17 protein-coding genes and 1 pseudogene are annotated in these 21,034 nt (G+C 67.9%); 9 read left to right on the forward strand and 9 right to left on the reverse strand.

All coding sequences use genetic code 11. The features are described 5' to 3' along the window. Positions 1-8 precede the first annotated feature (8 nt). On the forward strand, positions 9-1,625 hold the full coding sequence (locus ACZ49J_RS26060; RefSeq protein ID WP_467451603.1) for an alpha/beta hydrolase: 1,617 nt from the start codon (positions 9-11) through the stop codon (positions 1,623-1,625). A gap of 135 nt (positions 1,626-1,760) precedes the next feature. Here the strand turns inward: ACZ49J_RS26060 and ACZ49J_RS26065 are convergent, their stop codons facing one another. The 7 genes and pseudogenes from ACZ49J_RS26065 to ACZ49J_RS26095 form a co-directional block, all read right to left on the reverse strand. Continuing rightward, positions 1,761-5,300: an indolepyruvate ferredoxin oxidoreductase family protein gene (locus tag ACZ49J_RS26065; protein ID WP_467451602.1), complete on the reverse strand. Its 3,540-nt coding sequence runs from the start codon at positions 5,298-5,300 to the stop codon at positions 1,761-1,763. After that, positions 5,297-5,740, reverse strand: a complete 444-nt coding sequence (locus ACZ49J_RS26070; RefSeq protein ID WP_467451601.1) for a hypothetical protein — start codon at positions 5,738-5,740, stop codon at positions 5,297-5,299. The genes ACZ49J_RS26065 and ACZ49J_RS26070 overlap by 4 nt, the downstream gene beginning before the upstream one ends. A 39-nt stretch (positions 5,741-5,779) precedes the next feature. Continuing rightward, entirely contained in the window at positions 5,780-7,120 is a 1,341-nt protein-coding gene (locus ACZ49J_RS26075) for a M20/M25/M40 family metallo-hydrolase (RefSeq protein WP_467451600.1), read from the reverse strand. Next, on the reverse strand, positions 7,117-7,506 hold the full coding sequence (locus ACZ49J_RS26080) for a hypothetical protein (protein ID WP_467451599.1): 390 nt from the start codon (positions 7,504-7,506) through the stop codon (positions 7,117-7,119). Before ACZ49J_RS26080 ends, ACZ49J_RS26075 begins: the two co-directional genes overlap by 4 nt. Beyond that, positions 7,499-8,077 carry a phosphotransferase gene (locus tag ACZ49J_RS26085; protein ID WP_467451598.1) on the reverse strand — a complete coding sequence of 193 codons (579 nt, stop codon included), beginning with the start codon at positions 8,075-8,077 and terminating at the stop codon, positions 7,499-7,501. Before ACZ49J_RS26085 ends, ACZ49J_RS26080 begins: the two co-directional genes overlap by 8 nt. 49 nt (positions 8,078-8,126) lie before the next feature. Further along, a pseudogene (locus ACZ49J_RS26090) lies at positions 8,127-8,507 on the reverse strand (phosphotransferase); the annotation flags it as partial. Beyond that, positions 8,504-9,598, reverse strand: a complete 1,095-nt coding sequence (locus ACZ49J_RS26095; RefSeq protein ID WP_467451597.1) for a Glu/Leu/Phe/Val family dehydrogenase — start codon at positions 9,596-9,598, stop codon at positions 8,504-8,506. The gene ACZ49J_RS26095 and the pseudogene ACZ49J_RS26090, both read right to left, overlap by 4 nt. A 165-nt stretch (positions 9,599-9,763) precedes the next feature. On the opposite strand from ACZ49J_RS26095, the gene ACZ49J_RS26100 reads away from it, so the two are divergent. Further along, a complete protein-coding gene (locus ACZ49J_RS26100; protein ID WP_467451596.1) occupies positions 9,764-10,378 on the forward strand; it encodes an Lrp/AsnC family transcriptional regulator in 615 nt (204 codons plus the stop codon). Here the strand turns inward: ACZ49J_RS26100 and ACZ49J_RS26105 are convergent. Next, positions 10,325-11,977: a DUF885 domain-containing protein gene (locus tag ACZ49J_RS26105; protein ID WP_467451595.1), complete on the reverse strand. Its 1,653-nt coding sequence runs from the start codon at positions 11,975-11,977 to the stop codon at positions 10,325-10,327. The two genes, ACZ49J_RS26100 and ACZ49J_RS26105, sit on opposite strands and share 54 nt — an antisense overlap. Then, complete coding sequence (locus ACZ49J_RS26110; RefSeq protein ID WP_467451594.1) at positions 11,974-12,579, reverse strand: TetR/AcrR family transcriptional regulator; 606 nt, start codon at positions 12,577-12,579, stop codon at positions 11,974-11,976. Before ACZ49J_RS26110 ends, ACZ49J_RS26105 begins: the two co-directional genes overlap by 4 nt. An 88-nt stretch (positions 12,580-12,667) precedes the next feature. Between ACZ49J_RS26110 and ACZ49J_RS26115 the strand changes: the two genes are divergently transcribed. From ACZ49J_RS26115 to ACZ49J_RS26145, 7 genes are all read left to right on the forward strand, one after another. After that, positions 12,668-13,657 (forward strand): ABC transporter permease, encoded by a 990-nt coding sequence (locus ACZ49J_RS26115; protein ID WP_467451593.1) that lies wholly within the window; start codon positions 12,668-12,670, stop codon positions 13,655-13,657. After that, a complete protein-coding gene (locus ACZ49J_RS26120; RefSeq protein ID WP_467451592.1) occupies positions 13,657-15,375 on the forward strand; it encodes an ATP-binding cassette domain-containing protein in 1,719 nt (572 codons plus the stop codon). The genes ACZ49J_RS26115 and ACZ49J_RS26120 overlap by 1 nt, the downstream gene beginning before the upstream one ends. Continuing rightward, positions 15,372-16,406, forward strand: a complete 1,035-nt coding sequence (locus ACZ49J_RS26125) for an ABC transporter ATP-binding protein (RefSeq protein WP_467451591.1) — start codon at positions 15,372-15,374, stop codon at positions 16,404-16,406. Before ACZ49J_RS26120 ends, ACZ49J_RS26125 begins: the two co-directional genes overlap by 4 nt. Positions 16,407-16,425: 19 nt before the next feature. Further along, complete coding sequence (locus ACZ49J_RS26130) at positions 16,426-17,982, forward strand: ABC transporter substrate-binding protein (protein ID WP_467451590.1); 1,557 nt, start codon at positions 16,426-16,428, stop codon at positions 17,980-17,982. Between the two features lie 89 nt (positions 17,983-18,071). Next, the gene (locus ACZ49J_RS26135) at positions 18,072-18,890 is read left to right on the forward strand and encodes an alpha/beta fold hydrolase (RefSeq protein WP_467451589.1); all 819 of its coding nucleotides are present in this window, start codon (positions 18,072-18,074) and stop codon (positions 18,888-18,890) included. A gap of 668 nt (positions 18,891-19,558) precedes the next feature. Then, positions 19,559-20,659 (forward strand): Glu/Leu/Phe/Val family dehydrogenase, encoded by a 1,101-nt coding sequence (locus tag ACZ49J_RS26140; protein ID WP_467451588.1) that lies wholly within the window; start codon positions 19,559-19,561, stop codon positions 20,657-20,659. Then, positions 20,659-20,967, forward strand: a complete 309-nt coding sequence (locus tag ACZ49J_RS26145) for a hypothetical protein (RefSeq protein ID WP_467451587.1) — start codon at positions 20,659-20,661, stop codon at positions 20,965-20,967. The genes ACZ49J_RS26140 and ACZ49J_RS26145 overlap by 1 nt, the downstream gene beginning before the upstream one ends. Positions 20,968-21,034 lie beyond the last annotated feature (67 nt).

Here is a 21,034-nt window from a genome sequence, read left to right on the forward strand (position 1 = left end):
ACAGCGCCATGATCACAATACGTGCGGCGGCATACCGTACCGCAGCAGCGGCTCTGGTTTTGGCGGGCCTCACGGCCTGCACCGCCGCCGGCCCAGAAGCCACCGGCACCAGCCCAGAAGCCACCGTTGCAGAACGCGAGGCTTCTACGGGCAAGAGCGCAGCCAGTGCCGTACCCGGGCTCGGCCGTTTCTATGATCAGCACCTTGCTTGGGGGAAGTGCGCACACGACCCCGACGACACCACCGGCCAGGACTTGGACAAAGCCGGCGCAGAGTGCGCGAGCCTGACCGTGCCGCTTGACTACGCAGTCCCTCAAGGCCGAACGATCACCGTGGCGATGTCGCGCCTTCAGGCCACCGACACCCGTCGTCGTATCGGCTCGATTCTGATCAACAACGGTGGCCCTGGAGTTCCTGCCCTGGCGTCCCCGCCGGACGTCCGAGCGGCGATGGGAGAAGTCGGGGCCCGCTACGACATCATCGGATTCGATCCGCGCTTTGTCGGACGCAGCACCCCGCTGGACTGTGGCTGGCCGATCGGCAACGCTCTTTTCTCGGCCGGCCTCAGCCGGGCCAGTTTCGATCGTCAAGTTGAGCTGCAAAAGAGCCTGGCCGACAAGTGCCGGGCCACCAACGCATCGGTGCTGCCGCACATCAACACACGTAACACGGCTCGCGACATGGACGTCATCCGGGGCGCGCTCGATGAACGGAGGATCTCCTACCTGGGCTACTCGTACGGCACCTACCTGGGCACGGTCTACACCCAGATGTTCCCCGGCCGCTACGACCGCATGGTGCTCGACGGGTCCGTCGCCCCCAGCAGCTACACCCCTCAACTGCTGAAGGGTCTGGAACCGGAGAACGAGCAGGCCCTGTCCGCCTGGGCGACCTGGGCCGCGCAACGCCACGGCACCTACTCCCTCGGCCGCACCCGCGTCGAAGTGCTGGCCACCATCGACCGTGTCATGTCGGCGGCCGCACGCAAGCCGCTGACCGTCGGGACCGCTCCCGACCTCTTCCGAATCGACGACACCCAGGTGCCGCTGCTGCTCTTCATGGGACTCTCGGACGACACGGACTCGGCCCGTGACGCCCTCGCCGGGCAGCTCTCCGTCCTCGCGAAAGCCGCGGACGGGCAACCGGCCCCGTTGACACCAGAGTTCGCTGCGGTTCTCCGGGTCTTCCTGACCGACGAGGACACCAACCTCGGCACCGTACAGACCGCTCTCGCCTGCGCGGACGGCACGGCTTCGCGCAATATCGAGCAGTACTGGGGGGACATCGAAGCCAGCCGCCGCACGCATCCCTTGTTCGGGCCCCTCGCCAACAACATCGTCCCGTGCGCCTTCTGGAAAACCCCGCCGGAGAAACCCATCCGAGTGCGTGACGACGCCGCCATGCTGATCGTGGCCGCAACCGGCGATCCGCGGACCACTTACAAGAGCAGCTCTGAACTCCACCGGCTGCTGCCGAGTTCCAAGCTACTCACCCTGAAAGGTGCCAACCGGCACGGCCTCTACGGGCAGTACGGCAATGCGTGCATCGACCACGAGGTCAACCAGTACTTGACCAGCGGGAAACTCCCGGCACGCGATGAGACATGCGAAACGCAGGGCACTTGAGGGTGAACCGCCCCGGACCGCCCGGCCAGGGCGGTTTTGCGGAAGATCCGCCACCAGCCTTCCCACCTTCCCACGGCCGGGATCGAGGAGGCGGTCCCAACGAAGTCCGTCCGGGGAGGGGTGAAGGGTGACCGCTCACTGGCTACCCCGATCCGGCGAAACGAGCTCGTCGAACCGTCGGAGTGCTCCGGCGACCGCGGTGCGGTACGACTCGACGTTGCGTTCCTTGATCGACTCGTAGCCACGGACCATGGCGGGCAGGGCGGCGATCTCCACGGCCACGCCGAGCGACGTAGCGTCGACGCGGTTCGAGAGGTCCAGGACCAGTTCGACGTACTCGTCGACGAGGCGACGCTCGAGACGCCTCAGCGCCGTGTATCCGAACAGGTCGAAGCGGGTCCCGCGTAGCCTTCGCATCCGGTGCAGCAGCCAGAAGGCGGGCGTGAACCACGGGCCGAGGCTGAGTTTTCGGCTCATGCCTATGGCGCGAAGGATGGGCGGGTGGAGTTGCCACCGGACTGTGGCATCGGGTCCGAACCGCTCCTCGATGTCTCGCTTCACCTGCGGGTCGAGGCTCAGACGCGCCACCTCGTACTCGTCCTTGAACGCCATCAGCTTGAACAGCCCGTGGACGGTTGCCTCGGTGAACGCCGTGGATCCGGGCGACGCCTGCGTCTCGGCATCCGCGACATGTGTCACGACGTCGACGAAGCGGCGGGCGTAATGACGACTTTGATACCTCACGAGCTCGGCCGCTCGGGCCTCGGCCAGTTCGCGTACACGCGGATCGTGGTCAAGTGCCGGAATCAGGATCGCGGCGACCGCGTTCGCCGAGTCGGCGAACAGTGTCTCACCGGAGAGCCGTGGGACGAGCGCCGCTCGATCGCACACCCACAAGCGCCCTGCCCGGAACGCGTCGATGTTCGCCTGGACGGCGACACCGTTGAGGGCGATCGCCCGCTCGAGGGAGGCGGCCGAGACAGGCAGGGCGGCGAGTTGGAAGGCCGCACCGACCATGAAGAGGTTGAGGACGGATACGCTGCCGAAGAGGTCACGCACGACCTGCTCCGCGTCGACCCAGTGCACGCGCCCACGGCCCAGGCGCTCTTCGAGGCCTCTCTCGAAGGAGGCGGTCTCCGGCCAGGAGGCAGAGACGTCCGAGACCATGCGGCCGGTCGGCGTCCTCGTCGCCGACACGACGGCGACTGAGCGGCCGGGCGCGGTCGACGCGAGCGTCATCTCGGTCCCGGAGCCGAGAATGTCGAGACCAAGCAGGAGGTCCACGGTGCCGGCCGCAGCCTTGTTGGACGCGATGCGCGGAGCGTCGGAGATGGTGAGGTCGGAGACCACCGGACCGGCCTTCTGGCTCAGTCCCGTCTGGTCGAGCCCGAAGGTGTGACGGCCGTCGAGAAGCGCGGCGGTGCTGATGATCTGGCTCGTGGTGACCACCCCGGTACCGCCGATCCCGGGTATCCGGATCACGAATCCGTCCGCGGTGCTCGGGAGCTCCGGCTCGGGAATCGACTGCGACAGAACCGCGGAGAGGCCGTCGTCCGGCCCCTGACGGCGAGTGGTCGATCGTTTTGGCAGCGTCACCGTCATGAATGACGGACAGTCGCCCTGGAGACACGAGAAGTCGAGGTTGCACGAGTCCTGGTTGATGCGGGTCTTGCGCCCGAACTCCGTCTCGACAGGTTCGACCGACAGGCAATTGGACTGGACGCCGCAGTCACCGCACCCTTCGCAGACGCGTTCATTGATGACGATGCGCTGTCTCGGCGTGGCGATTTTCCCGCGCTTTCGGTCACGCCGATTCTCCGCGGCGCACCGCTGGTCGTGGATGAGGACCGTGACTCCCTCGGTCGCGGCAAGGGCTTCCTGTGCCTCGATGAGTCGGTCACGGTCCCAGACGTCGACATTTCGCGGCAGTCTCACCCCGCGGTAGCGGTGTGTGTCGTCGGTCGTCACGATGATGCGTCGCACACCTTGAGCGAGCAGGCTCTCGCAGACGCGAGGGACGCTCAGCGCGTTGCTCTCGGCCGGATCCTGACCGCCGGTCATCGCGATGGCGTCGTTGAACAGCAGCTTGTAGGTGATGTGGGACCCGGCCGCGACAGAGGCCTGGAGCGCCAGCTGCCCGGAGTGGAAGTAGGTGCCATCGCCGATGTTCTGGAACATGTGGTCGGTTTCGACGAACGGGGCGATGCCGATCCACTGGGCGCCCTCGGACCCCATATGGGTCGTCGACGCGACTCCGCCGGTGATCTCTGGCTCCATGAACTGCGACATCCCGTGGCATCCGATGCCGCCGCCGACGAGGGCGCCGTCGGGGACGCGGGTGCTCCTGTTGTGGGGGCAGCCGGAGCAGAAGTACGGGGCCCGTCGCGCATCGATGACCTGAAGCATCGGCCGAGGGCGCGAGAGGGGTCGCATACGGCTCTCGGTGATGCGCTGTGCCAATCGGGAGCGCAGGGACGGGAGCAGCTTGTCGGCATCGATGGCGCCAGCCGTGGGCAGGAGATGCTGCCCGCGCTCGTCTGCCTTGCCGACCACACGAGGTTGATCAGCGGTTCCGTAGAGCGACTCCTTGACCATGCGCTCGACGAAGGGACGCTTGTCCTCGACGACGAGGATCTCGTCGAGGCCGGAGGCGAACTCTCGCACCGTCCTGACGTCGAGCGGGAACGGCTGGCGGACGTTCAGCAGGCGGATGCCGAGGTCGCTGAGATTCTCGGGCTCGATGCCGATCCGGGCAAGGGCGGTGAGGGTCTCGCCGTGCTGGTGTCCCACGGTCACGATCCCGATCCAGTCCGACGCGGAGCGCGCGACGGTCGGGTTGAGGTGGTTGAGATAGCCGTACTCTCGGGCGAGCTCGAGTCGGGGGCCCATGATTTCGGCCTCGACCTCAAGCGACCACGGGGGGCCGGGGATCGCCTTCAGGGTCGGGACGAACGGCTTGCCTCGCCACTCGATCCCGGGGACGACGGGGGCCTCGTCGGCCATGAGGCCGACCGACATCGTGCCGTCCGCTACCGACGTCACGACGCGCAGGGCGGTCCACAGGCCGCTGATGCGGGACAGAGTCACGCCGTGACGCCCCAAGGCGAGGATGTCCGCGACGTCACGAGGGATCAGCGTGGGCACGCCGAGATCGTGCAGCGTCTGCTCGGACGTGTTCGGGATGCTGGATGACTTGCTGGCCGGGTCATCGCCAACGAAGGCCATGACGCCGCCGTTACGGGACGTACCGATGAACTGGGCGTGGCGAATCGCGTCGCTCGCACGGTCCAGCCCGGGGCCCTTGCCGTACCAATAGCCGGTGACCCCGTCGTAGAGCGCGTCGTCGAAGGTCTGGGCGACCTGCGATCCCCAGACGGCGGTCGCGGCGAGTTCCTCGTTGTGTCCGGGGACGAAGCGGATGCCGGCGGCATCGGCGAGTTTCTTCTGCCGCGTCAGCTCCAGGTCCAGGCCGCCGAGAGGGCTGCCGGGGTACCCGGAGACGAACGCCGACGTGTTCAGGCCCGCCGCTGCGTCGCGGCGCAACTGGTCGAGGATCAGCCGAACCATGGCCTGCGTGCCGGTCATCAAAACCGGGCCGTCGGCGTCCTCGTACTTGGACCGCATCGAGTAGTCAGGAAGCAGCCGCTCGCCCGCTCCCGGGGAATGCGTGGTCACCCCCCGCTCCTCCCCGCCATGCTCACCGGTCGGCAGCCGCAGAGGATCCCGGAAATCCGCCGCTCCGCCACGGGACTCCTGAAGAGCTCTGAAGCCGACGCCGTGAGGCGATCACCGGGGGCGTCGATACGCTGCGGCGGGTCCGGGAAAGTCCCGGCCGTCAGGAACGCCGACGAGGCGGCACGCGGGGTCAGCACGGGCAGGACCGTCGTGGACAGCGTTGCCTGCGCCGGGCCAAGGCGTGCTTCGGTGAACGCGAAGGTGTCGGGGCTCGCAGCGATGACGGTGGCACTCGGTTCGTCTCGCGCCTCGGGGAGCGCCTGCAGCGGCTTGTCGGGCAGCTGCGCGCCGAGCGCGTTGCGATGGTGGGGCGAGCCGAGCGTGATCACCTGGATCCCGTCGGGGGAGGGCGGCCACTTTACGTCGATCAGGTCAGTCATGGGGGACCTCCGAATCGTGGGTGAGGGGTGCCTCAGTGTTCATGGGGTACCTCGACCGAGCAGCTGGTGAGCCAGGAAGGAGTGGAAGTCCACGGAGAGCGTGAGGTCGTCGACGTGCACGCGTTCGTCGACGTTGTGGACCGCCGTCGTCAGCACGGACGACGGGGTGTGCAGGTAGGGGTTGATGCCGTAGGCGACCGTGCCGGCCGACGCGCGCAGATGCACGGAGTCGGTGAAGCCGGAGTCCAGCAGCGGCAGGACCGCGAGGTCCGGATCCTGCCGGCGGGCGAAGGCGGTCACGGCCGCCATGAGGTCGGAGCCGGGCGCGGAACTGCTGCCCGCGACGATGGGCTCCGGCCAACTGAGCTCGTAGGGCACGTCGTCGCCGAGACGTGCCCGCAGCGTCGCCTCCACATCGCTCCCTGTGGTGCCTGGGAGCAGCCGGCAGTCGAGTTCAACCCAGGCGTGGTCCGGGATCACGTTGCGGACCTCGGACGCGCCGAGCATGGTCGGCGTCATGGTCGTGCCCGACATCGGCGGCAGTGCGGTGGCCAGGCTCGGGTGTAGTGCGGCCGCCTGCACCAGCGCGGTCTCCAGATCGGCCGGGGCCTCGGTGAGGATCACCCGCAGCGCCTCCTCGAGCCAGGGCGACGAGGCCGGCGTCGGCATCCCTCGTCCGAGCCGCTCCAGGAGTCGTGCCAGCGCGGGGACGGCGTTCACACCGAGGTTCGGTCGCGATGCGTGCCCCGCCACGCCGAGCGCCGTCACGCGCGCGGGCAGGGTGCCCTTCTCTCCGACGCTCACGGTCAGCAGGGAGCGTCCGTCGGCGAGCCGAAGCAGCTCGCCACCGCCCTCGTTGACGGCGATGTCCGGGCGGATGTCCGGTCGGTTCTCCAGCAGCCACCGCATCCCCACGTCGGCCGTGCCATCCTCCTCGTCCGCGACGGCGAGGAACCACAGGTCGCCTCGGGGCCTGAACCCCTCGCGGGCGAGCGCAGCGACGGCGACGGCCCGAGCGGCGAGTTCCCCCTTCATGTCGAGGGCCCCGCGTCCGTGGAGGTAGCCGGCATCGTCGACGACCGCTTCGAACGGCGGATGCGTCCATCCAGGACCCTGCGCCGGGACTACGTCGGTGTGCCCGACGAAGGCGAGCGACGGGCCCCCAGCCTCGCCGCGGATGCGTGCGACGAGGTTGGCACGGTGCGACTGGCGGGCGACGAGCTCGCACTCGACGCCCACGTCCGAGAGGAAGCCGGCGAGGTGCTCCGCCACAGCGGTCTCATGCCCCGTGAGCTCGCCGTTCGTCTGGTTGGGGGCGTTGCTCGTGTCGAACCGGATCAGATCCCGAGCAAGTCCGAGGACCTCATCGGCATGGTTCATGCGCCCGTGCCCCGGCCGCGGACGGACCGACGGATCGCGGTCACCAGGGCGTCGGCGTCGTCGCGACCGAACGGCATCGGAGGCTTGATCTTGAGCACGTTGTTGTCCGGGCCGTCGGTCGAAATCAGGATTCCGGCGTGGCGGAGTTCGAGGGTGATGCGTCCCGCCAACGCCGGCTGGGGCGTGCGGGAGTCCGTGTCTGTGACGATCTCGACCCCGAGGAAGAGCCCGCGACCGCGTACGAGATACTGCCGGACGGCGGTGTCGTAGAGGTACTGACCATGCCCGGTGGCCACATGGATCGGGTCGTCGGGGTACAGGATCGACAGCGTCGATGACACGTGGGCCGCACGTCGGCTGAGGAGGCCCTTCACCTGGTCATCCATGGGTGCGCTCCGTGATCCGCTCGAGGAGGCGCCAGGCGGGCGCCTCCGAGACTCCGAGGTACGGGTTGTTGGGGTTCTGGCGCTGCTGGTCCGCCGCGATGCTGACGCTGATGGCCAGCCGCGTCCGGATGAGGTGCGGGAGGGCGTCGCGTTCGTCCACCGACAGCGGACGGAACTCCTCGAAGCCGTGCCTCAGGGACCGTGCTACGGCCCAGGGGTCTTCCTTGTCGAGCATGGCGTAGGCGCTGGCGACGGCCAACTCGCCGACGGTGGCGGAGTGGACCGCGTCGCCGAAGTCGATCAGCCCAATGACGGCATCCGCGTCGACCAGCACATTGTGATCGTTTGGCGTCGTTGGGCTGATCGACTTCGGCGCGGCGGCGAGGAACGCCGCGAGCTCGGAGTCGAACTGCCGCAGGCAGAGGGCGAGGATCTCCCGATGCCGCTTGCCGGTGACGAAGTCCCCGGATGTCCGAAGGACGGTGCCGGCCGTCGCGAGATCCCACTGCAGCGAGCGATGCGCGGCCGGGTGATCGAAACCGGCCAGGGACCGGGTGGCTCGCCCGAGCACCCTGCCGAGGTCGGTGAAGAGCCCCGGCGAAGGCCGTGTGATTCTCGACGAGCGGTGTTCCCGGGCAGAACCGGATCATCCAAGCCACATGCTGAGCGTGCTCGGTCCACGGCTCGCCGGTGATGGTGGGGACGTGAGACGGAACGGGAAGTCCAGCGCCGGCCAGCCGACGCATCATGGCCAACTGCAGTTCGATGAGCTGGCGCGGCTCGGACGTGTTGGCCACCTTGAGCACGGCCGTGCGCCGACCGTCGACGGTCACAGCCCAGTTCTGGTCTCGCTCGGAGTTCAGTGCTGAGACCTCGCCATCGATTCCCCACGCTCGGGTCAGCATGTCTCGCGCCGTGTCAGCGTCGAGCCGAGGCTGTCCGAGAAGACAACTCGCGGCGCTGTCCGCGTTCGCCTCGGCGGGCTCGTCGTGAATCGTCATCGTCCGTCGCGGCTGCAACTGGTGGCGGCTGCCGCCCTCAGCCTGGCCGATACCAGGTTGTACGCCGCTGATCCAGGGGTGATCCCATCCTTGGAGGCGAGGCCGAGGATCGTCCCGGCGGTCTCGAAGATGTTCTCGACGCGACGGCCTGCCTCGTCAGCGGCACCGCCCTCCCGCTCCACGACGCCCTGGATCAGGCCGCCGCCGCTGGCGACGTAGTCCGGGATCCAGGTGATGCCCTGTGCCGCCAGCACGTCCCCCACGTCCGGGGTCGCGAGCTGGTTGTTCGCCGCTCCGCAGACGACCCTCGCACGGATCGTCGCGGCGGACGACGTGGTGATGGTGCCACCGAGCGCGCAGGGTGCGTAGACCTCGACATCGGCGTCGAGGACACGCTCGACGATTGTCACGTCCGGCAGGGTCGTCCGGACCCGTTCGCGAGCCTTATCTGATATGTCCGAAGCGAGGACCTCGGCACCGTCCGCGAGGAGCCGTGATGCCAGGTGGTAGCCGACCTTCCCCAGGCCTTCCACGCCGACACGGCGTCCCGCGAGAGTGGGCTCACCCCACGCGTGAAGCGCGGCGGCCCGCATCGCGTGGAAGACACCGAGGGCGGTCAGCGGACCCGAGTCCCCGGATCCACCGGACCCGCGAGTGCGGGTGAGCACGTGATGAGTCGTCCGCCCGATCACATCGACGTCCTCCGACGTCGTCCCGACGTCGCCACCGGTGATGAACATCCCGCCGAGGCTCTCGACGAGGCGACCGTAGGCCTCGAGCAGCTTTGGCGTCTTGATCGCGTCGGGGTCGCCCAGGATGACCGCCTTTCCGCCGCCGACCTCAAGGCCGGCGGCCGCGGCCTTGAACGTCATGCCGCGCGACAGGCGAAGCACATCAGCCAGCGCCGCGGCCTCGTTCGCGTAGGGGTAGAACCGGGTGCCGCCGAGCGCAGGGCCGAGCAGTGTGCTGTGGATGGCCACGATCGCCTTGAGTCCGGAGGCTCGATCGTGCGCGTGGATCACGCGCTCGTAGGAGCCGGTCGGGCCATCGGACCTGCCGAAGATGGACTCGGCGGCAGGCTCTTCGGTCACGTGCAAGGACGCCTGGCTCATATCGGATCACCTGAAATACTCATGCCGGATCACCTGAGCTCTCATGCGTGGATTGCATTTTGACACGCTTATTTTGAGATCTAGCTACGGTATAGTCAACGAAACTCGAAGCAACTGAGCATTTGGACCATGAAGGGTGCGGGTATGGGTGATGTACTGAACGAGACGTTCAAGATCGACCGACTCGATGCCGAGTTGCTCGCCACCCTGGCGCGGGACGCGCGCATCGGCGTCGTTGAACTCGCCGCCTCGCTGGGCGTCGCCCGGAACACCGTGCAAGCGCGGATGAACCGACTCGAGGCGGCAGGAGTCTTCGAGGGCTTCGTGCCCCGACTCAGCCTGGCCGACCTCGGGGTGGGCATCGAGGCATTCGTGACCCTGACTCTGGAGCAGGCGAAGTTCAACGACGTAATCGATCAACTCGCGGCGATCCCGCACGTCCTGGAGATCCACGTGACGACCGGTCACGGCGACCTGCTGGTCCGACTCGCCGTGAGCGCGTTGCCCGAACTGCAGGACCTGATCCACCGGATCGTGGACCTGCCCGGTGTGGCCCACTCCGACACCGCGGTGTCGATGACCACACCGCTCCCGTACCGCGTTCAACCGTTGCTGGACGAGCTGACCCGAGAGGCGGGCTGGGGTCGCTCGACACCGGCGGCCAGCGCGGAACGGCGGCGCGCCGATCAACAGCGCCGCACACAGTCAGGTCAGCAAGACCTGTCTCAGCGTGCCCAACCCGATGCTGCCGACCGCTAGGGCGGAACGGTGGAACGCCCTCAGATCGCCACGTCCCTGGGCCGACCAGTCGTCGCGCAACTCCTCCCACAGCCGCTGACCCACCTTGTACGACGAAGCCTGGCCCGGCCAGCCGAGGTACCGGTCGATCTCGAACCGTGCCATACCGGGGTCGATGCTCGCGTGCTGGAGCAGAAAGTCGAGCGCGCAGTCAGCCGTCCATCGACCCTGACCGTCAGGCCGGGGCTGCCCGGTATGCACACCGATGTCGATGACGACGCGCGCGGCACGCATGCGTTGCATGGAGAGCATCCCCAGCCGGTCGGCAGGGTCGTCGAGGAACCCGAGATCGGCCATCAGCCGTTCGGCGTACAGCGCCCAGCCTTCGCCGTGGCCCGCGTTCCAGTTGTTGCGCCGCCACATGTTCAGCTCGGCACGATTGTGGATCGCCGCACCGCACTGCAGGTGGTGCCCCGGGACACCCTCGTGGTAAACGGTGGTGAGTTCGCGCCACGTCGCGAACCGCTCCACACCCTCGGCGGGGCTCCACCACATGCGTCCGGGCCGTGAGAAATCGTCACTCGGCTCGACGTAGTAGATACCACCGCCCCGCGTCGGCGCGATCCTGCACTCAAGCGCCCGCAACGGCTCGGGGATGTCGAAGTGCGACCCGGCGAGGCTCGCGACGGCTCGGTCACTGACCTCCTGCATCCAAGACCTGAGAGCGGCCGTGCCGTCAAGGTGGTAGCGAGGGTCGTCCTCGAGTGCCCGGACGGCGTCGTCGACGCTGCCACCCGGTGTGATGCGTCCGGCCACCTCGGTCTGTTCGGCGACGAGCCGGTCCAACTCCGCGAGTCCCCACGCATAGGTCTCATCCAGGTCGATCCCGTCGCCGACGAAGCCCCGGGAGGCCAGCGCGTAGTGGTCGCGTCCGACGGCGTCGTGCGGCGTCGCCACGGGGAGCAGCTCGTCGTCGAGAAACCGACGCAGGTCGTCGAAGGCGGCGGCGGCCGCCGCCGCGCCGGCGCGGAGTTCGGACGCGAGAGCCGCGGGGGCGTCGACGTGCGAGGCGAGCTCGTCGAAGAAACCACCGCGGGAAGCGAGGCGAGCGGCCTGGCCGGATACCGCCCGCACCTGGCGCGCGGCGGGCGCGACCGCGGTTCGGGCTCCGAAGCGCAGCGTGCTCAGATATCCGCGCATCGCCTCGGGCAGCCGCTGCATGCGGCGCGCGACAGCAAACCAGTCCTCGTGCGTGGACGTCGGCATGGAATCGAAGATCTCGCGCATCTGCTGTGCCGGTGACTCGATCACGTTGAGGTCGCGACGCCACAACCCTGACTCGTAATGCTCCACCTCAAGCTCCAGCACGCGGACGAGTTCGGCCTTCGTCGCGACGTCGACGGCGTCACGTGGCTCCACGGCGCGCGCTCGGGACAGCGTTCTTCGTGCGGCGTCCCTGCGCGCCTCGGCACCGTCGGGTGACCAATCGGTGAACGACGACCGGTCGCCTCCGACGCCGAGCCGCACTCGCAGCTCGGGCCGCAGGGCCAGTTGAGTGCTCAGCCAGCCTTTAGCCAAGTCGTCGAGAGCCGTAGTGGTGCGCGGCGGGGAATCAGTCATGCGGGTGTCCCTATTCCCGCAATCGCGCGGCAGGTACGACGGACAAGGTCGACTGTCTGGTCGGGGGTGAAGCTCTCGCGGAGCGTGAACCCGCTCAGGACTGCCTGGATCGCGAGCGCGATGTCGCGGGCTTGTTCCGGGGTGCATCGGTGATCCGTTCCGGGCAGGACGCGGTCCACGAATAGCCGGGCGACGGCGGAGACCTCGGCCGTCGTGGCGCTGGTCAGCTTGCGCGTCAGACCCTCGTCCTCGGCCGCAGCGAGGACAACCTGCAAAGCGAACGTGTTCTGCGCCACAGTGTCTGCGTAGTAGCTGGCCAGCCACGCGTCCAGGTAGGCGTCGATGGCCTGTTCCACTGTGAGGGTCGGGTCGTCGATCGGCGTGAGGAACTCGTCGATGCGCGCCATGTTCTCGGTGATCAGTGCGACCAGTAGATCGTTCTTGCTGCCGAAGATCGAGTAGATCGCGCCCGACGTCAGGTCGGCGGCTTCTGCGATGGCGTCCACCGAGACCGATCCCCCGTCTTGGGTGACGAGGATGCGGGCGGCATCCAGCAAGGCCCTCCGGTTGGCGGCCTTGGCCTCGGAACGTGTCAGGCGCATCCGTGCCTCCAAATCCTGGACAGAAGAGAACGGCGCTCTTACAGTAACGTAATCATAGCAATAACGACGCTATCAAAGTGAGGGTCTGATGGCCTCAATCACTGGTGCCGCGCTCGTTGGGCAACGCAGCTGGCCACCGCGGCTGCTCTTCGTCCTTCGACGGATGCGCCGTTTCGTGCTGTCTGCCGCCGCGCTGGTCGTGCTGTGCTTCGCGATGCTGCAGTTCGTCCCCGGCGATCCTGTCCGCGCGGCGCTGGGGGCTGGCGCGGACGAGAACCTGGTCGTCGACACTCGTGCGAAGCTCGGGCTCGACCAACCCGTGACGGCCCAGTTCGTCACTTACCTGGGCAACATGGCCAGCGGTGACTTCGGTACCTCGATCACGACGCGCCAGCCCGTGAGCGAGATCCTCGCGCAGCGTCTGCCCAGTACGCTCGGTCTCACGGCCGCGGCCTTCGTCGCGACGCTCGTCCTGGCGATCCCGATCGGACTTCTTGTGGGTATCGCCTGTCGTCACGGCCGCCGGCCTGCCCTCGGGCTGTCGTTCACGGGCATCGCCGGGTTCCTCAGCGTGGTGCCGGAGTTCCTGCTCGCGGTCGGCATGGTCTTCTTCTTCGCAGTCACCCTGGGGTGGTTCCCCGTTGCTGGAAGGAGCGGCGCGGAGTCCTTCGTGCTGCCGGTCGCCGCCTTGGCCGCGGCGCCGGCCGCCGTGCTCGCGCGACTTGTCCGTGTCGAGACCGAGGCAGCCTTCCAAGAGGGTTATGTCCAGACCGCTCGCGCCAAGCGTCTGCGGTCCCACACGATCTACTTCAAGCATGTGCTCCCCAACTCCTTGACCTCGGCGCTGACGGTCGGCGGTCTGATGTTCGGGGGACTCATCGCGGGAACGGTACTCGTGGAGAACGTCTTCTCCTGGCCTGGTCTCGGCCGCACGATGGTCGACGCGATCGTCGGCAAGGACTATCCGGTCGTCCAGGCGATCGTCCTCGTCTACGGCACAGGTGTGCTGCTGGTCAACCTGGTTGTCGACCTGCTCCTGGCCTGGGTCGATCCTCGCTCCGCGGTGCTGGAGCAGTGATGGGCAGCGTGTTGCCGTGGCTGCGGCGCCGTTCAGCCCTCGAAATTCTCGCCGTGGCGATGCTGTGTCTCCTCGTCATCGTCGCCTTCGTCGCGCCCCTGGCGTTGCACGGTGCCGCGACGACGACGGATGTCGCGAACGCGCTGAAGGGGCCATCGTCCGAGCACTGGCTCGGGACCGACGATCTCGGCCGGGACGTCGCGGCCCGCGTGCTGGTCGCCACGAGACTCTCCCTCGCCCTCGCGCTGGGAGCCACTGCAATCGGCATCACCACGGGGCTAGTTCTCGGCGCCGCCTCGTCGGCCCCGCGCGTCGGGGGGCTCGTCGCTGCGGCGATCAACGTCGCCGTCGCCTTCCCTGGTCTGTTGTTGGCTCTCTTCTTCGCCGCCATCTTCGGCGCGGGCAGCCTGGGTGCCATGGCGTCGATCGGGCTGGCCATGACCCCCAGCTTCGCGCGCCTCATGCAAACCCTCGGCGCGAAGGTGCGCGACCTCGACTACGTGAAGGCCGCGTACCAGCTAGGGCTGACGCGTCGCCGGGTTTTCTGCCGATACGTGTTGCCCAACATCGCCGGTCCCCTGGTCATCAACGCGACGATCGCCGCAGGTTCGGCGCTTGTCGTGCTGGCGGCGCTGTCCTTCCTCGGGCTCGGGGTCCAGCCTCCCTCCTACGATTGGGGCCTGCTCCTCGACGTCAGCCTCAACCGGATCTACACCGCGCCCGCCAGTGCCTTCGGTCCGGCGGCAGCGATCTGCTTCGCGGGAATCGCCTTCACCCTCGCGGGTGAACGCGCCGCGTCGGCGACCGGAGTCACGCACAGGTTCTCCGAAAGTCGCTCGGTGCGGCGCGGCCGTCCGGGCTCGGGCGGCGCCGACGTTGCCGCATCGGTCAAGAACCTGCGTGTTTCCTTCGTCGACCGGACGGGGAGCGAGCGCGAGGTGGTCCATGGGATCTCCTTCACCGTGCAAAAGGGAGAGCGGGTCGGGCTCGTCGGCGAGTCGGGCTCCGGGAAGTCCGCTACGGCGCTCGCGCTGGCTGGGCTGCACGACGACCGTGCCCTGGTGCTCGCCGACGAGCTCGTCGTCGTCGACGTCGATGTCGACGGTCCGACGGGGCGCGTACACCAGCGTCTGCTGAAGGAACGGGTCGGTGTGGCTTTCCAGGACGCCGCCAGGGCCTTCAACCCCGCACTGCGCGTGGGTGGACAGGTGGCGGAGGCAGAGCTGGCGGGATCACGCCGCGACCGGCTCGCGCAGGCCACCGAACGGCTCGCGTCGTTGAAGGTCTCGGCGCCCGAACTGCGTGCGCGGCAGTATCCCCACCAGTTGTCCGGTGGAACGCTGCAGCGGGCGATGACCGCGATGGCGTTGGCGGCCGAGCCCCGCCTGCTCATCGCCGACGAGCCGACGACGGCACTCGACGTGACGGTGCAGGCCGTGGCGCTGCGCACCCTCGACGAAGCGCTCACGCGGACCGGTGCGGCGCTGCTGTTCATCTCCCACGACATCGCCGTGGTAGCCGGGCTCTGCGACCGCGTACTCGTGATGAAAGACGGCCACATCGTGGAGGATCTGCCGACCTCGGCGCTGAGAAACGATGCCGAGCATCCGTACACGCGGTTCCTGGTCAAGACGGCTCGTCAACTCGACTCCGCGAGGAGCAGCGAACTGCCGACTGCGGACTCCGGCGCCGCCAAACGGGCGGAGGGATCAGCATGACGCGAGTGCTCATCGAGGGCGTAGGCGTTCAGTACGGATCGGGGAGCCGGGCCGTATCGGCCCTGCGCGATGTGAACCTTGACGTGCCGGCCCAGAGTGTCTTGGGAATCGTCGGCGAGTCTGGATCGGGCAAGTCGACGTTGGCGCGCGCGATCGCGGGTCTCGTTCCGCTGCGGCACGGTTCGGTAACCGTAGGCGATCATCCGGCCTTCGGCCGCCGTCGTTCCCGGCAGGAGCGTCGGCGGGTGCAGATGGCGTTTCAAGACCCCAGCACGTCACTGAATCCGCGCCTCACGGTGGAGCAGACCCTGGGTGACGCCTGCCTGGGCCCGCGGGGACGGCGAGCCGCCCGTGTGAGTGAGCTTCTCGCGGACGTGGGACTCGGCGACGAGTACTCACGTGCTCTCCCACGTGATCTTTCAGGCGGTCAGCGGCAGCGTGTGTCGCTCGCCCGCGCGATCGCCGCGGACCCCGAGGTCCTGATCTGCGACGAGGTCACGTCCGCGCTGGACGCGGCGACACGTGGCGCGATCTTGAGTCTGCTCATGAGACTGCAAGAGCGACACGGCTTCACCCTGCTGTTCATATCCCACGACGTCGGCGCGGTCCGGCAGATCTGCGACCAGGTCGCGGTCATGTACGCAGGGCAGGTCGTCGAGGTCGCCGACGTGGCTGCACTGGACGGTGTCCCGGCTCATCCGTACACCCGTGTGCTGCTGGACGCCGTCCCGTCGCTCGACCGCGCTCACGCGGTGAACGTCCTCGACTTCGAGCCGGTCGACCCCCGTGACCCGCCGTCGGGGTGCCGATTCCACCCTCGTTGTCCCATCGGGCCGTTCCACCAGGAAGACCGTGACATCTGCGTCACGACCGATCCAGCGTCCCAGGCGTCCACGCGGGTCAACCACAGCGCGTGCCACTTCGCACCCAAGGCATTCGATCAAGTACCGCCGCCGGAGCATCAACTGACCCCGGCTCGGAACCGCTTCGCTTCGGTCCCTCCGAGCGGTGGCACACAGCCCCCGGCCTAGAAAGAGCAAGGAGCATCTCATGCCACCTCGTAAGAGCCTGCCCAGACCCCTCGTCAGCGGAGCATGCGCAGCAACGCTCCTCACCGCCGCCGCGTGCGGCGGTACGCCGGGTGGCCAGAACAAAGGCGAACTCGCGTCCGACGCCACGTTCAGGCTGGCCATCTCGGCCGACCCGGGAAGTCTGAACCCGCTGGGCAGCGACCTCGCGCCGGTCCAGCAGATCGCCGCGTTCCTCTACGACCCGCTCGTCCACGATCAGGACGGTGATGTGACGGCGGGCCTTGCCACGAAGTGGGTGACAACGGGGAGCAGGACGACCTTCGACCTGCGTGCCGGAGTCACGTGTGCCGACGGCTCGCCACTAACGGCCGACGATGTGGCCGGCACGCTCAACTACGTCGCCGATCCAAAGAACGCCTCGCCTCTCGCCGGTACCACGGTGCCGGCGGGCAGCACCGCGAAGGCCAGCTCCGACGGCAAGCAGGTCACGCTCACCACGCCCAAGCCCAGCGGCTTCCTCCTGAATGGACTCGCGAGGCTGCCGATCCTCTGTGACGCGGGCCTGAAGGATCCGAAGAAGCTCTCGCGAACTAGCAGCGGCACGGGCTCGTACACACTTCAATCCGCCAAGCCCGGCTCGACCTACCAACTGGTGCGTCGCGACGACTACGCGTGGGGCCCGGGCGGTGCCACCGCCAAGACCAAGGGGCTTCCGGCGCGGGTGACCATCACGGTCGTGACGAACGAGACCACTGCGACCAACCTTCTTCTCGGTGACGACCTCGACGCGGGCACGGTTGCGGGTTCCGATCGAGACCGTCTGAAGGCCGCCGGGCTCAAAGCCGGCGCCGCCGAGTTTGTGTTCGGCGAGTTCGAGTACAACCAGCAAAGCGGTCGGCCCACAGCCGACCCCAAGGTGCGGCTGGCTTTGACGCAGGCGCTCAATCTCAAGGAGTTGCTCCAGGTAGCGACGTCGGGAACGGGAACTCAGCCCACCCGGCTCACCGGCGTGAGCCCGTGCGGCAAGGGGGACATCGTCGCCGCGCTGCCGCAGCACGATGTCGCGGCGGCCAAGACGGAACTCGCGTCGCTGTCGGGGAAGAAGTTGACACTCGTGTACCTCAGCAGGCTCGGCCCGGCCGCCGCTTCTGCCGCCGACCTGGCCGTCGAGCAGTGGAAGAAGGCGGGTGTCACCGTCGTCGCCCGTGGCCTGAGCGATGCACAACTGCTGCAAGTCGCCTACGAAACCGGCGACTTCGACATCGCCTGGATCCCCATCGACGGCCAGAACCCCGCCCAGGTGGTTGCGAGCTACTCAGGTCCGCCCCCAGCAAAGGGCGGCGGCAACTTCGCCCGGATCGCGAATGACACCTACACCGAACTCGCCGCGAAGGCGATGCGCCAAAACGGCGCCGAGGCATGCGCCACGTGGAAGAAGGCCGAGGCAAGCTTGGTGTCCGCGGCCGACGTGACGCCCTTCGCGAACAGCGACTACCCGATCTGGGCCACCAAGAACGCGTCGTTCGACGTGGACTTCGTCGGCGTCGTCCCGATGAGCGTGCGGATGTACCGGTGAGCGGTGAGCGCACCGCGCCCACGGTGCACAGGCTCGAGCTGGCCGACGGACGTGGGCTCACGTGGTACGAATTCGGCGACACTGAGGGCGTGCCGTGCTTCTATGTGCCCGGTACGCCGGAGTCCGGACTGGCCGGGTCGTGCTACGACGCCGCCGCGAGGCGCGCCGGCGTCCGCTGGATCTCGGTCGACAAACCGGGATACGGCCACTCCGAGCCGCTGTGGAACCGTTCGTTGCTCGGCTTCGCGGCGGACCTGGGAGAACTCGCGGACCACCTGGGACTGGCGTCCTTCGTTGTCGCCGGGGAGTCCGGAGGGGGGCCGCACGCGCTCGCGGCCGGTGTCGGGCTCAAGGAGAGGACGGAAGCCGTCCTTCTCCTCGGCTCGGCCGGCGCCGGGGGGCACGGTGGCGTGCCGAGCGGTATGACACCCATGAACACGCTGCTGTTCCGGTGCCTGCGATTCGGTGCCCGCGGGGTACGGATGCCCATGGCACTGATGGCATGGGTCCTTCGGCACGAGACCGCGCTGGCTCCTGTTGCCCGATTCCTCGATCGGGGAGTGCCCGACGCTGATCGCGCGGCGGCGTCCGACGCCGAATACGCCCTGCGTCTCCACGCAGTTCCGGATGCGTTCCGCCAAGGGTCGAGGCCAGCTGCCGAGGAACTCGCGTTGATCCACGGGAAATGGGACTTCGAGCTCCAGGACGTCGCGGTCCCCGTCCACATGTGGCACGGCCGAGGTGATGCCAATGTGCCCATCGCCCTGGCCGAGGACCTGAGCCGTCGACTGCCCGACGTGACGACCAAGTTCTACGCCGAGTCTGCCCATGCCGTCGGCTTCGACCATCGTGCCGAGGTGATGCGGGTCGCGTCCTCCTGCGCGCGGTCACCGGGGCAGCACGCCTGAGGAACGGGCCGCTGGGAGAGCATCGGGCGCGATTCGGGCCCCGATGACGTCCATGCCGACACCGCCCAGCGGCGGGAACTGCGCGCTTTGGTGTGTACGTGTGGAACACCGACTTCCCGTATACGCCGGTGGCTACCATACCGGGCACGGTCATGCCCTCGGCAGGCAACCGGTCCCGCATCGCCAGCACTTGCGAGGTCACAAAAGAGAAGGTCCGCACCCCGCTGCGCCGCCGCTTCCCGCTCCGTCGGCACCCCCGCCGGTCGTCGGCCACGAGCACGCGACCGTCAGGCGGGGGGCCGGCAGGCGGCAGAGTCTGACCCACTCGGAGTAATACAGCCGGTTGCCTGATCCGAGGTCGAGGGTCACTGCTGTGACGCGTCTGTTCTCGCGATCGGTAATGGTGCCGGGGAGGCTGGCCGAGGTCGGCGCGAAACGGCTCGGACTCAGGTCCTGACGAACGGGGTCTTGCTGCGCGGTGTACTCAACCGGAGTACCCAAGAGGTAGCCGGATTGGGCAACATGCTCAGTTGTCTCCGATCATATTGACACAAATGTATCGCTAGATACTCTAATGCGAATCCAAATGACAGCAGATCTGCTGACAGCTGAAGTCGTTGTCCAGCCGGCCCGGTGTCGGACGACCCTCCGGATGAGTGGTGATCTCGATGACCTCGACCCTGATGCACGACACCCGTGACTCCTTCGGTGTGTTCCATCGCCATGACGAGCTGGACACCGCCCATCACGAGGCGGTGATCTTCTTCCGTGACGAGCGTACGGGGCTTCGTGCCATCGTGGGTGTGCATGACACGACGCTCGGGCCAGCTCTCGGAGGGACCCGGTTCTTCCCCTATCCGTCGGAGTCGGCGGCACTCACGGACGTCCTGCGGTTGTCCCAGGGAATGACGTTCAAGGCCGCGGCCGCCGGGATGCCGCTCGGCGGCGGCAAGGCGGTCATCATCGGTGACCCGAGCACCGCCAAGACACCGGAGCTCCTGCGAGCCTACGGCCGGTTCCTCAACCGTCTGGGCGGCAGCTACATCACCGCCGCCGATGTGGGTACGACGTCGGAGGACCTCGACCTGGTCGGCGAGGCCACCCCTTATGTCGTCGGTCGTGGACGCGAAGCCGGAGGGAGTGGCGACAGTGGTTTCGCCACGGCGTACGGCGTGCACCGTGCCATGGTCGCCGCGGCCACGCTCGTCTGGGGTCGCGAGGGCTTGAACGGCCGTACCGTCGGCGTTGAGGGCGTAGGCAAGGTCGGATTCCATCTTGTCGGCCTCCTCCTTGAGGAGGGGGCTCGTGTCGTGGTCTCCGACCCAAGCGGGCTCGCCCTCTCGCGGGTGAGGAGTACCTATGACAGCGTCACCGTCGCCGGTAGCGTCATCGACGGTGATCTGGACGTGTACGCGCCCTGCGCCCTCGGCGCGACCCTCACGCTGGCCTCGGTCGCCGGGCTGCAGGCGCGGCTCGTGTGCGGCGCCGCCAACAACCAGTTGTCGACGAGTGACGTGGATTCGATGCTGTTTGAGCGCCAGATCCTGTGGGTGCCTGACTACGTCGCGAACGCCGGTGGGCTCATCCAAGTCGGCAGTGAGCTCGTGGACGCGGATGAGGACGCGGTCCGCGAGAAGATCCGCCGGATCGGCGACACGGTTACACAGGTCCTGACCACGTCGCGGAGCGAGCAGGTCACGACCGGCGTTGCGGCGCACCGCCTGGTCCGAGAACGCGTGAGCGCCCGCAGCGGCGCGACCTCTCGCTGATGAGTGGCGTCCGGATGTACGTGGTCACTGTCGTGCTGGCGGCCGACGGGCGGCGATCTGATCTGCTCGCGATGGCCGCAACGCTGAGTCGACGCCGGGTCGCGGTACTGGAGGCGAAGCTCGCCCGTCCCCTGGATGGTCGCCGCGTGTTCACCGCGACCTTCCAGGCATCCCCCGCGCGGGCTCGGATCGTGCTCAGGACATTCCAGAACCACGTCGACACGCTGGACACGTCCCTGGCCGCGACGGCTGAGCACGCGGGAGCCACCGCGCCTGTGCCCGCTGTCGACGCCAGCACGAGCCGGTGACCGTCCCACGCCGGCCTCATCCACCACGTCACCGGAGAAGGAAAGCCTCACTATGACGTTGAGTACT

Source organism: Streptomyces sp. NPDC030840 (assembly GCF_055572015.1).

What these genes read in the sequence shown, in the direction of transcription:
- ACZ49J_RS26140 (WP_467451588.1), top strand. Translation starts at nt 19,559, where the DNA reads ATGACCTCGACCCTGATGCACGACACCCGTGACTCCTTCGGTGTGTTC.
- ACZ49J_RS26110 (WP_467451594.1), bottom strand. Translation starts at nt 12,579, where the DNA reads ATGCGCCTGACACGTTCCGAGGCCAAGGCCGCCAACCGGAGGGCCTTG.
- ACZ49J_RS26130 (WP_467451590.1), top strand. Translation starts at nt 16,426, where the DNA reads ATGCCACCTCGTAAGAGCCTGCCCAGACCCCTCGTCAGCGGAGCATGC.
- ACZ49J_RS26145 (WP_467451587.1), top strand. Translation starts at nt 20,659, where the DNA reads ATGAGTGGCGTCCGGATGTACGTGGTCACTGTCGTGCTGGCGGCCGAC.
- ACZ49J_RS26115 (WP_467451593.1), top strand. Translation starts at nt 12,668, where the DNA reads ATGGCCTCAATCACTGGTGCCGCGCTCGTTGGGCAACGCAGCTGGCCA.
- ACZ49J_RS26060 (WP_467451603.1), top strand. Translation starts at nt 9, where the DNA reads ATGATCACAATACGTGCGGCGGCATACCGTACCGCAGCAGCGGCTCTG.
- ACZ49J_RS26075 (WP_467451600.1), bottom strand. Translation starts at nt 7,120, where the DNA reads ATGAACCATGCCGATGAGGTCCTCGGACTTGCTCGGGATCTGATCCGG.
- ACZ49J_RS26100 (WP_467451596.1), top strand. Translation starts at nt 9,764, where the DNA reads ATGGGTGATGTACTGAACGAGACGTTCAAGATCGACCGACTCGATGCC.
- ACZ49J_RS26070 (WP_467451601.1), bottom strand. Translation starts at nt 5,740, where the DNA reads ATGACTGACCTGATCGACGTAAAGTGGCCGCCCTCCCCCGACGGGATC.
- ACZ49J_RS26125 (WP_467451591.1), top strand. Translation starts at nt 15,372, where the DNA reads ATGACGCGAGTGCTCATCGAGGGCGTAGGCGTTCAGTACGGATCGGGG.
- ACZ49J_RS26080 (WP_467451599.1), bottom strand. Translation starts at nt 7,506, where the DNA reads ATGGATGACCAGGTGAAGGGCCTCCTCAGCCGACGTGCGGCCCACGTG.
- ACZ49J_RS26120 (WP_467451592.1), top strand. Translation starts at nt 13,657, where the DNA reads ATGGGCAGCGTGTTGCCGTGGCTGCGGCGCCGTTCAGCCCTCGAAATT.
- ACZ49J_RS26105 (WP_467451595.1), bottom strand. Translation starts at nt 11,977, where the DNA reads ATGACTGATTCCCCGCCGCGCACCACTACGGCTCTCGACGACTTGGCT.